Consider the following 11313-nt stretch of genomic DNA (forward strand, 5'->3'; position numbering starts at 1 on the left):
AACATTGAGACGCGTTAAGCATTAAGATGTGTTAAGTATTAGGAAATATTGACTTGATAAATAAACAGCTCAAACTCAAAAGGTTCGTCTTAGGGTCTATTTTCTTAATCATTCTGCTCTTTGCGGTTTTTATTTATATTCAGTTTGAAAAATCTCTTGCGACTAGTCAGTCTGATAAGGTTCAACCAACCCATTCAGAGACTAGTCATCCTAATAGTGTTCATTCTCCAGACACAGATGCTTCTGTTAGTGGTAGTGGTGGCGATAGTGTCATTATCAATCCCAAGGACTACGAGCAATTTTGGATTTGGACGCCGTCCAAAGATGACACTAAACTTAGCCAAGCTCATACCTTATATCTTTTACAAGGTGAAATTCGTTCGCCCAATATTCCGTACTATCGTCCCAACACGCGTGAGAACGCGGCTCATGCGGCACCGGCAACGCTTACCTCTCAAGGTTTAGGCGTGCGCCCCTTACCTGACAAAAAGATTTGGCTGGTCTATCGGGCAACCAGTCAAGAGTGGTCAGATAAGGTTATACCGCAGCTTATTGAGCGCTTGGACAAATGGCAGCGTGCAGGTAATCAAGTCATGGGTATTCAAATAGACTATGACGCGCCAACCTATCAACTCGATAAATACGCCGAGTTACTCAAAGGTATTCGTCAGCAGTTGCCAGCGCAATATCAATTAAGTGTGACTGGATTGCTTGATTGGTCAAACCAAGCGGATGATCCTCAGTTTATGCAACTTAATGATGCTATTGATGAGCTGGTTATTCAAACCTATCAAGGGACAATGACTTTGCCCGATTACTCTCGATATCTAAAAAAGTTAGAAAACTTACCGTTTGATTTTAAGATTGGTGTTATTGAAGGCGGTCAATGGCAAGGCGCAGAATTTTTGGAAAATAACTCCCACTTTAAAGGTTATGTGGTGTTTTTGCGCTAGAGATTGATGTGGTTTGAGTAGTCTTTTATTGTGAAAAGAGCTAAACCATTTTATAAAAACCAAAAAACCCAGCACTTAGGCTGAGTTTTTTGCTAGTTATCAGTGAGTGATTAAGCTAAATCACGTACCTTTGGCTCACGCTCCCACAGACGAGTTTTGGCATTTTCGATAAAGCCATCAACATCATCAAGCGGGGTTACAAAAGCATCTTTTTCGATCGGCAATTTGCTCAATATGTGTTCTTCAGTTGCAGGGCAATAAGCGATGGCCTTGCAATGCGCATAAGCATCGGTGAACCAGTCTAATGCTGAGCTGTCCTCTGCAAGATTTTTAGCTGGTGGATGCATAATGATACTTACTACCGCATCAAAGAGCACTGATGGACCGCCAGCTAAGCGCTCGTCAGCTTGTACGCGAGTACCATCGTCTAACGTCACTTCTTTGTTCGGTGCGACGATTTTGACCATGCCGCCCTCAGCATTGACAGCGTCTTCAAATTTCTTGATTTCGCTATGACTTGAGCCTTCTGCGACTAAAATACCGACCAAGCGGCCTTTTAATGTCTTAGGCGATAGACCAATAGTCTGTACTGCTTTTGAGGTATCCATATCTATTACTGGCGCAGCAGGATCAGCGGCTTCAGGTAGCTCCATGCCCAGTGCTGTTGCTACGCGGTTTGCCAAATCTTCATCGATATTGCGTAAATGACTTAGCGTGCGAGTACGGACGTGAGCGGTGTCCACCTTACCAAGCTCAAACGCGTAAGCTGAAGCGATGTGAGCTTGTTCTGCAGGGGTCTGGCTGCGATAAAACATACGCGGCTGGCTATAGTGATCAGCGAAGCTCTCAGCACGTACGCGACCTTTGACGCCATCATCCAACTTTTCAGCAAACGACTCAAAACCCTTTTCAACACTCTCACGTGGACGCGTTGTATCTAGGCTTTGCGGCTCATAGAGTACGCGAGTTTTTGGCACCTGCATTTGCATATGGCCATCTTGCTGGTTGTTGGCAAACGGGCACTTTGGCGCGTTGATAGGAATTTGCACAAAGTTTGGTGAGCCCAAACGCTTAAGCTGAGTGTCCAAATAGCTAAACAAGCGACCTTGTAGTAATGGATCATTACTAAAATCAATACCTGGTGGCACATGAGATAAGCAGAAGGCAACTTGCTCAGTTTCAGCAAAGAAGTTATCTACATTACGGTTTAACACCATCTTACCCACTATTTTGACAGGTACCATCTCCTCTGGAATCAGCTTAGTTGAGTCTAGATGATCAAATGGGAACGCGTTAGCCTCTTCTTCTGTAAAGAGCTGAACGCCAAACTCCCACTCTGGATAATCGCTGTTATCAATCGCTTCATACAAGTCACGACGATGATAATCAGGATCTGCGCCAGAGATTTTGACAGCCTCATCCCATGTGGTAGATTGAACACCGAGTACAGGCTTCCAGTGAAAACGTACAAAGGTGCTCTTGCCATCTTTATCTAGTAGACGATAACTATGAATACCAAAGCCTTCCATCATGCGCAGGCTGCGTGGCAATGCTCTGTCACTCATCAGCCAAATCAGGTTGTGCATGGTTTCAGGGCTAAGCGAGACAAAGTCCCAAAACGTATCATGAGCAGAAGCAGCTTGTGGAAAGCCACGATCAGGCTCAGGCTTAACCGCGTGTATCAAATCTGGGAACTTGATCGCATCTTGAATAAAGAAGATCGGCATATTGTTGCCGACGATATCCCAGTTGCCCTCTTCGGTATAGACTTTTACCGCAAATCCGCGTACATCACGTGGGGTATCTTTTGAGCCTTTATTACCAGCAACAGTAGAAAAACGCGTGAACAACGGCGTCTGCTTGCCAGTCTCAGTCAAAATTTTAGCCGTCGTATATTCTTCTAATGATTCGGTCAATTCAAAATAACCGTGAGCGGCACTGCCGCGGGCATGAACCACACGCTCTGGGATACGCTCATGGTCAAAATGATTAATTTTTTCACGAAGGACAAAATCCTCTAGCAGTGTTGGCCCGCGTGCGCCTGCCTTTAGGGAGTTTTGGTTATCAGCGATAACGACGCCTTGCTGCGTAGTTAAAGCTTTATTGTCATCTCCTGCGCGTTGGTGCGTCTCGCCACCATTGCCGCGCGTAGGGTTCATATCAACTGCGGGGTCCGTATGATCTATATTGGTTTTCATTGGGCATCCTAGCTTTTTTGGTTGTCGATTATAGGTAAGCTCATAAAAGAGCGACCATTCATAGTACCCAAAAAACCTAGCCGATACATGGTTTACCTTGTTGATATTTAGTTAACTTTTGCATTACTCAAAGATAATTTTTGCCGCGTTTTGTATTAAATCTACATTAATAACTCATGCTTGTAATGTAGCTATTCTATAGGGTATGCTTTTATGCAAGCCTATAAGATATAGGTCATCTTCTTAGCATGCTCTTCTTTTAATTATTACACCTAATCATCTATAAAAAGAGGCTCTCTATGTCACTCCTGTCAAAGTCATCTACTCGCTCACTTATCGCTGGCGCATCATTAAGTCTGTTTGCTCTAACTGTGAGTCAAAGTGCACTAGCTATCACTGCTACAGACATTACCTATACGGTAGACAATCAAAACTATGAAGGATATTACGCCAAAGCGGATCGACCAAGCGCCCCTTTTATCTTACTTATTCATGATTGGGATGGACTCACAGACTACGAGAAAAAACGTGCCGATATGCTAGCTGCTGAGGGCTATAATGTCCTAGCCGCTGATATGTTCGGTGCTGGTATTCGCCCCACCGAAATGGCGGACAAAAAACGTCTGACTTCTGAGCTGTATGATGATAGAACCAAAATGCGCCGTTTACTTGCCGGCGCACTAACAGTAGGTCAGCAGCAGGGCAATAATGTTCGAAATGGCACCACGATGGGATATTGTTTTGGCGGAAGTGTGGCGTTAGAGCTTGCCCGATCCGGTTTTGAGCAAAAAGCATTTGTGCCCTTTCACGGCGGGCTTGAGCTTCCGACAGGTCAAAATTACAACACCACTCGCGGTGAGATTTTAGTCTTTCATGGCACAGCTGACGAAGCCGTTCCTTTAGAGGACTTTACCGCCCTTGGCAAGACTTTGGAGGCCAGTCAAGTACCGCACGAGATGATTACCTATAGCGGCGCGGTGCATGCTTTTACCGATTTTAATAATCCTGATAGATACAACGCCCGTGCAGATGAGCGCTCATGGAATCGTTATCTAACGTTTTTAGAAGACAGTTATAAATAGATCCATCAGCTTATATAACTTTTTACAAAGAGTATAAAGAGTATATAGATACTTTTGTTATTGACACACCCTAGTTCTAGACCTCTTAGCTCTAAACTAGGGCGTGTTGTCTTTAAAACTTAGGAAATACCAACAAGGAGGACGAGATGCTATTACAGAACGATATATTACGCGCGCGTGTCAGATTATTAGGGTCGTTATTGGGAGAGGCGATAGCTCGTCAATCTGGAGAGGACACATTGAACACTATTGAGACGCTGCGTAAGGGCTTTATTCAACAGCGTCGTGAGCCAAACGCGCAAAGCAAGCAGCATCTTATCGACCTTATTGCCTCCTTGGACAATCCAACCCTCAAAAACGTTATTCGTGCTTTTTCTATCTACTTTTTTTTGGCCAATTTGACAGAAGAGAACCACTCGCGTGAGCAGCGCCGAGTCATGCGCGCTGAGTCTAATCAAAGCTGGGAGGGCTCGTTTCGCCGTACTTTGTTGGAATGCCGCGCGCGCAACATTACCCCTGAGCAAATAAAAGTCCTTATCGATCAGCTAAAATTTATCCCTGTCTTTACCGCTCACCCGACTGAGGCACGCAGACGCACGACGATGAATATCTTGCAGTCTTTGTATGAGCATAGTGATGCACTAAATCACGTGTCTGAGGAGAGCTTAGCGTTTGAGCAAGCCAAACAAAAAACAGCTGAGACCATCGATCTACTGTGGTCATCAGATGAGGTGCGTACGCGCAAGCCTTTGGTTTATGACGAGATCAATAACGGTCTGCACTATTTTAATGCCAGTTTGTTCACCGCCATTCCCAAAGTGTATCGCAACATAAAGAACGCTCTTGTCGATATCTATCCTGAATTAAGCGACTATCCCCTACCAGCCTTTGTCAATTTTGGCTCTTGGATAGGTGGTGATAGAGACGGCAATCCTTTTGTCACGCACGAGACCACTGAGATGGCAGTCCTTATGCATGCCAATACGGTGCTGCGTCATTATCAGGTATTACTCAAGCAATTACGCCGTGAGCTTATTCATAGCGATACTGTCGTCACTATTGCACCAGACGTTTATGCTCGTATTCAAGACTATAGTGAGCTGGATAAAAAAGTGTTTGGCTATAATCTTAATGACTATAACAACGAGCCGTATCGTAGGCTGCTATCGATTATTCTTGCTAAAGTCAAAGCCACTAATGAGCATATTCAAAGCCAAGGCACAGATACGCAAGCTGCATTTGACGCTTACCTGACGCCACAAGATTTATTAGATGATTTACGCCTGATTCGCCAGAGTGTTAATAAGCATGATAAGGCACATGCCGACGGCGCTCTGCTCGATATGATACGCTTGGTCAAAACCTGCGGATTTCATCTAGCGGCGCTTGATATCCGTCAAGACTCAGGCTATCACGGCGAGGTTATCGCTGACATTTTCGCCAATGCCTCAAACCTACCTGATTATCACAACCTTAACGAATTAGAACGTCAAGAATGGCTAACGCGCTTGCTCAAAAACCCAGGGACACCGCTTATTTATAGTGATCATTTGAGCGAGCAAACCCGTGAACAACTGGCTTTAATGCAGACAGTAGCTAATCTTCGTAAACTGGTCGGCGATGATACCTTTGGTAGTTATGTCATCTCAATGACCAACAACGCCAGTCAGATTTTAGAAGTGCTACTACTCATGCGTTTTGCAGGGTTATCTGGTATTGATGATAAGGGGCATTTATTTGCAGCACTACCTGTTGCGCCCTTGTTTGAGACGATCGATGATCTTAAAAATATCGATAAGATATTACCTACTGTCTTAGACAATCCACTGTATCGCCAGCTCCTTGAGCAAACCGATAATACTCAAGAGATTATGCTGGGCTATTCTGACTCTTCAAAAGATGGCGGCATAATAACCTCAGCTTGGCAGTTATACAGCGCCCAGCAGACCATCACGCGTATCGCTAATGAATACGGAATCCATACGCGTCTATTTCATGGTCGCGGCGGTTCAATTAGCCGTGGTGGTGGCTCAACTCATCAAGCTATTGCCGCTCAACCTACAGGCACTCTAGATGGTCAAATCAAATTCACTGAACAAGGTGAAGTACTATACGCCAAGTACGCTAATCCAGACACTGCCGTTTTCCAGCTGACTATGGGTATCACAGGCGCACTCAAAGCCAGTTCTTCTAAGTTTTTAGAACAGCCTCAGCACTTAGAGCGTTATGAGGATTTGTTCGCGCGTCTGGCCGATGCTGGTGAAACCCAATATCGGGCACTCACTGATCACACCGAAGGATTCTACTCATTTTATTCGCAGGCGACCCCTGTACAAGAGATATCCCTGCTCAATATCGGCTCGCGTCCTGCGCATCGTAAAAAAGGCTTACCGAGCAAGTCAACGATTCGCGCCATACCTTGGGTATTTGGCTGGTCGCTGGCGCGTTTTACCCTACCTGCGTGGTACGGCGTTGGTAGCGCTTTGAATAGCGTTAAACAAGACGAGGAGCTGATGAAGGAGATGAACGCCAACTGGCCTTTCTTTACTGTCTTTATAAGTAACATAGAGATGGCATTTACCAAGTCTGAGATGGACATTGCGCGCGCCTACAGCTTACTCTGCGATGATGAGAGTCTGCGCGAGCATATTATGAATGATGTAGTCAAAGAGCATGAGCTAACTCACTCTGGTCTTAACTCACTGCTCAACCAGCAGTCTTTATTATCCAACCAACAAGAGCTATCGGCATCGCTAGAATGGCGTAATGCCTACTTAGATCCGATTAACTACATCCAAATTGAGCTGCTCAAACGCTTACGGCAAAAGGGTGATGCTGATGACGACAAGGATAAGCTCGCTGTAGAAGATCCCCTGATTCGTAGTATAAATGCTCTCGCAGCAGGGTTACGTAACACAGGATAGCAGTGGCATCTCTACCTTATGCCTGCACTCTTTTTTGAAACACCAATATTTGGTTGTTTGCAGGCATATCGTATTGCGTTGATAACTGTAAATCATGCTTCTTTGCTAGAGTGAGGACGTCCTCTTTGTCACGGATACCACTAGCGGCATCACGTTGTTTTAATGATAAATCAAAACGTTGATTACTCTCGCTTGTGTACCTGCCATCTTCATTGAACGGGCCATAGACAATGAGCTTGCCATTCATAGGTAATGCATCACCTACCAATTCAATCAAGGTCTGAACCAAAGACCAGCTGATAATATGAAATGTGTTGGCAGTAAACACAGCATCGTAAGAGTCTTTGACATTATCAGTCAGTGGAATGGAATCACAAGTTAAATCAAATGCCAATGGCGCTCTTAAATTGGTCGTAGGATAAGTATCATGCCAAGCTTTTATATAAGAGTGGTTGCTCACAACATCACTAGTCTGCCAAATCAAATGAGGCAAGTTTGGTGCAAAATATACACTATGCTGACCCGTTCCTGAGCCTATCTCTAGCACCCGCGTATAACCTTGCAGCTCTACTTGCAAAACCTTTAGGATAACGTCTTTGTTATTTTCGCAAGCTTGAGAAAACGGTAATGGAGAAGTCATAGCTTTTTGGTCCAAATTACTTAGTTTGATCTTAGTGCTCTAAATTCTGTTTATATCTTCGTTAGCTATTTAACTAATAAATACCTGCTTCTACCCCAGCAGCTAAAGTCATAGCAAGTTCTTTTACTTGCTCAGTAAACTCCTCTTGCCACTCCCCTTTTAAAATGAGCGTATCTTGAATTTGATTCCAGCGCAGACCCGTGATGATCGTCTTCATAGCCAGTTTAGTCCCTGTACCATCAAACCCTGCTCGGATATACAGTGCGAGAGGTAGGCCTTGCTTGTGCTCCAAAACCGGATAATAACAGCGATCAAAAAAATCTTTGGTCAATCCTGCCATGTAAGATAAATTCTCTGTCGTGCCTAATAGCAAAGCATCTGCTGCCATTATATCTTCAGGCTGCGTATCTTGCGGAGACTTGAGTACCACATTGATATTAATATCGGGATGGTTGGCGCCATCAAAAGCTGCTTGTGCTAGTTTTTTGGTATTCTTTGAGGGCGAATGAGCAACTATGAGTAATGTCTTGGTCGTCATATTAACCACCATCTGCATAGCTAAAGGTTACGTTTTGAACCACGTCTGGGTGGAGGCTACGAGCCACAGGACAAGTTAATGCTGTGTTGTAAAACACTTTTTGTGTTTTATCATCTAGCTTCTGTAAAAAATGCATAGCGACGTGTATCTCACTAACTCGTCTTGGATCAGATTCCATGATCTTAGTCACTTCAGCTGTAGTGCCCGTAATATCAATACCCATATCAGCAGCTTTAATACCGATAATAGTTAACATACAACTGGCTAAGCTGGTCGCTAACAAATCCGTTGGCGAAAACGCCTCGCCTTTACCTTGGTTGTCCGTTGGCGCATCTGTGATAATTTCGTTGCTAGATTGCAGATGCACTGCGCTCGTACGCAATGAGCCTTGGTAATTAACTTTTGACGTACTCATATTGTTCTTCCTCATTTATATAGATTCTTATTCATTTAAAATTTTTAGTTGTAAACTTTTTTAATTATTATCAGCTGATGGTTTATCCTATGACAATTGTGCATTACAATTGCTTATTTAGTATGTCATACAATTGACCGAATGCCTAAAGGACTTCAACTCATGAATATTCATGACTTATCTGAGTATCAGCTTTACAAGCTAAAATCTATAGATCCCGCACTTAGCTCTGATTGGTATGAATCCGTTGAAAAAATATTACCCAAATTGCATAAGAAAAGTCAGTACAGTATCTATAAGAATATACTAAAGCCTCGCGGTATAACGATTAGTGCAGACAAAAAATTAGTCTATAAGCGTCCTGAAACTCTGTCTTTTACGATTGGTAGTATCAAAACTAATAATAAAGATCTGATTTCCATCGCCTCTCATATGCTCAAAGTCGTAAGCTCTGACATTAAAGCTTATAACGCGATAGCTTTGGCTGATAAAGTTGAAGCACTACTTGGCTACTTAGATAATTTAGAGGTTCATGATTCTCTACTAGATCAAAAAAGTCGTCATAGAATACGAATAGCATTTTTATACGAGTTAGCAAACTGGATTGACACTATAGAGTTAACCATACATTCAGGTCTACGTCAGCTAAATGATGATATCGTGAAGTCCTATTTTAAAGAAGTCTTTATCAAGCAGCAGATTCAAGGTAGAGACTTTAGAAGTTGGGATTCCTCTGATTTAGAATTTCAAGAACTTACACATTTTCCAGCGTTTATCAAAAAAGAAGGCTTAGATAGAAAGTTCTTTATCGTTGAAGGACAGCGTTACTGGTTTTTGATTGGTATTGCAGATCAGATCGATAAAAACCCGTACTCTTTTAGACGTTTTTTACATGAGGATAGTAGCGGCGGCGGTCACCATCAGTTTGTCTATCTTACTCATATTGTACTAGACAAAAAGCGTATGAAGGATTCTAAATATCTCACGCATTCTTCTTACTGTATGTCCAGATTATATACACTCGATAGAGGAGTCTCTGATACTATCTTAAAATTTGTGAATGAAATTAAACGCTTATACAGCTGCTATTTAAAACCTTTACTTAAAGAGCCGCTCGAACAAGATGGTAGTCAACCTGAAGTTATAATCAAAGAACGTCTTATCAAGTATGAAAAGCAGTTATCTCTGCTAATACTACAAAAACTACCTAATGTCATCAAACTGACAGAAAACGATATTAATGATCGAAACTATCTGTTTTATCATTTAGATCAATTAGCAAAACAGATGAGTGATAATATTCAAGATTTTAGACTGCAACCTTTAGTGATGTATTCTGATAGTGGTGAGGTCATGGTTATAAAGCTTATCGCTATGCGCAAACTATTAGATAAATTACGTTTGGTACTAAATGCTGAGCAGCAAAGAGTAGAGGAACATGCCGATCATATTAAAGTACCCTTAACAACAGTTAAAGAAAAGTTAGAAGAGACTGAAATCTCTTTAAGCGAGCTACAGTCTTATAAAGATAATATAGCGAATTATAATGAAGTTAAAGAGAAAGGTAGTTTTTGGCAAAAATTGAAAGCAGGCAAGACGCCTAATTATTCACTAGAAGACATCATAGAGACAGAACAATCGGTAAATGAAGATCTATTTGTGTTCATTGTCAGAATGGCAAAAAATCAAAACAAAGGAATGGTATACCCTGAATTTGAATGTAATGAAATTATCAATGAAAAATATAGACATTACGCATTAGCAGATGGTGAATTAGGAATCAGTCGACTGCCTAGAGTATTGAGACTGAGCGAAAACAGAAGTCGTTTTAATGCTGATTCTATTAAAGAGGCAGTATATCAAGACATATTTGAGTCTAACCAAGAATGGAAATCCCAAGTTTAAGAATGTTATATAAGAGTTGATATGATTAGAGCTGTACGTAACAGATCTTTTTAAACATAAAACAAAGAAAAGCCCAATCCTGAATAAATAGGATTGGGCTAGTCTAGGAATAGAGAGCTGACGATGACCTGAGAACCGTTAAAAAATTGCATGTCAATTTTAGGTTCGCAAGAGCCAATCCTTTAAATAGGATTGGCTGCGTAGGTCACATGGTAAATGGTAAAAATTAAAGATAAAAAAAAGAGCCATCCGATTAAGGATGACTCTTCTTAGAATAGAGAGCTGACGATGACCTACTCTCACATGGCCGGAGCCACACTACCATTGGCGCGACGATGTTTCACTTCTGAGTTCGGGAAGGGATCAGGTGGTGCCATCGTGCTATTGTCGTCAGCAAAGGGGGTTAGATATGAGTCTGTTGGTTTTACTTAATTGACTAAGTATCACTATCCTAACTGAATCAAGGATAAAGGTGATATCGATATAATGCTTACCATTCTATGAATAACCATTGCGCGTTTTGTCTGTCAAGGGACCTTCAAGTAATTGAAGGTGCGTGACAGACGCATAATTGTCACTCAATAGATAATTACAAACCACTTGGGTGTTGTATGGTCAAGCCAAACGAGCAATTAGTACAGGTTAGCTACACACATCG

General features: G+C 42.4%; 8 protein-coding genes and 1 rRNA gene. 4 read left to right on the forward strand and 5 right to left on the reverse strand.

Annotation, left to right across the window (positions count from 1 at the left end):
• The first annotated feature begins 53 nt into the window (after positions 1–53).
• Positions 54–953 carry a DUF3142 domain-containing protein gene (locus tag ACTXGE_RS11285; protein ID WP_443543450.1) on the forward strand — a complete coding sequence of 300 codons (900 nt, stop codon included), beginning with the start codon at positions 54–56 and terminating at the stop codon, positions 951–953.
• 110 nt (positions 954–1063) lie between these two features.
• Here ACTXGE_RS11285 and ACTXGE_RS11290 read toward each other — a convergent pair whose 3' ends face one another.
• Positions 1064–3151: a catalase gene (locus ACTXGE_RS11290; protein WP_443543448.1), complete on the reverse strand. Its 2088-nt coding sequence runs from the start codon at positions 3149–3151 to the stop codon at positions 1064–1066.
• 299 nt (positions 3152–3450) lie between these two features.
• On the opposite strand from ACTXGE_RS11290, the gene ACTXGE_RS11295 reads away from it, so the two are divergent.
• Both ACTXGE_RS11295 and ppc read left to right on the forward strand, forming a co-directional pair.
• Positions 3451–4233, forward strand: a complete 783-nt coding sequence (locus ACTXGE_RS11295) for a dienelactone hydrolase family protein (protein WP_443543446.1) — start codon at positions 3451–3453, stop codon at positions 4231–4233.
• Between the two features lie 146 nt (positions 4234–4379).
• Positions 4380–7157, forward strand: coding sequence for a phosphoenolpyruvate carboxylase (ppc, locus tag ACTXGE_RS11300; RefSeq protein ID WP_443543444.1), 2778 nt, complete (start codon positions 4380–4382; stop codon positions 7155–7157).
• Between the two features lie 16 nt (positions 7158–7173).
• On the opposite strand, the gene ACTXGE_RS11305 is transcribed toward ppc, so the two are convergent.
• The 3 genes from ACTXGE_RS11305 to ACTXGE_RS11315 all read right to left on the reverse strand — a co-directional run bounded on the left by ACTXGE_RS11305 (position 7174) and on the right by ACTXGE_RS11315 (position 8750).
• Entirely contained in the window at positions 7174–7797 is a 624-nt protein-coding gene (locus ACTXGE_RS11305; RefSeq protein ID WP_443543443.1) for a DUF938 domain-containing protein, read from the reverse strand.
• 73 nt (positions 7798–7870) lie between these two features.
• Positions 7871–8335 carry a flavodoxin family protein gene (locus ACTXGE_RS11310; RefSeq protein ID WP_443543442.1) on the reverse strand — a complete coding sequence of 155 codons (465 nt, stop codon included), beginning with the start codon at positions 8333–8335 and terminating at the stop codon, positions 7871–7873.
• A gap of 1 nt (position 8336) precedes the next feature.
• Positions 8337–8750, reverse strand: a complete 414-nt coding sequence (locus ACTXGE_RS11315) for an OsmC family protein (RefSeq protein ID WP_317200314.1) — start codon at positions 8748–8750, stop codon at positions 8337–8339.
• Positions 8751–8912: 162 nt separating this feature from the next.
• Between ACTXGE_RS11315 and ACTXGE_RS11320 the strand changes: the two genes are divergently transcribed.
• The gene (locus tag ACTXGE_RS11320) at positions 8913–10655 is read left to right on the forward strand and encodes a hypothetical protein (RefSeq protein ID WP_443543439.1); all 1743 of its coding nucleotides are present in this window, start codon (positions 8913–8915) and stop codon (positions 10653–10655) included.
• Positions 10656–10935: 280 nt separating this feature from the next.
• Here the strand turns inward: ACTXGE_RS11320 and rrf are convergent.
• Positions 10936–11050, reverse strand: a 5S ribosomal RNA gene (gene rrf / locus ACTXGE_RS11325).
• Positions 11051–11313: the final 263 nt, after the last annotated feature.

Source organism: Psychrobacter sp. T6-4 (assembly GCF_052258425.1).
Lineage (GTDB): Bacteria > Pseudomonadota > Gammaproteobacteria > Pseudomonadales > Moraxellaceae > Psychrobacter.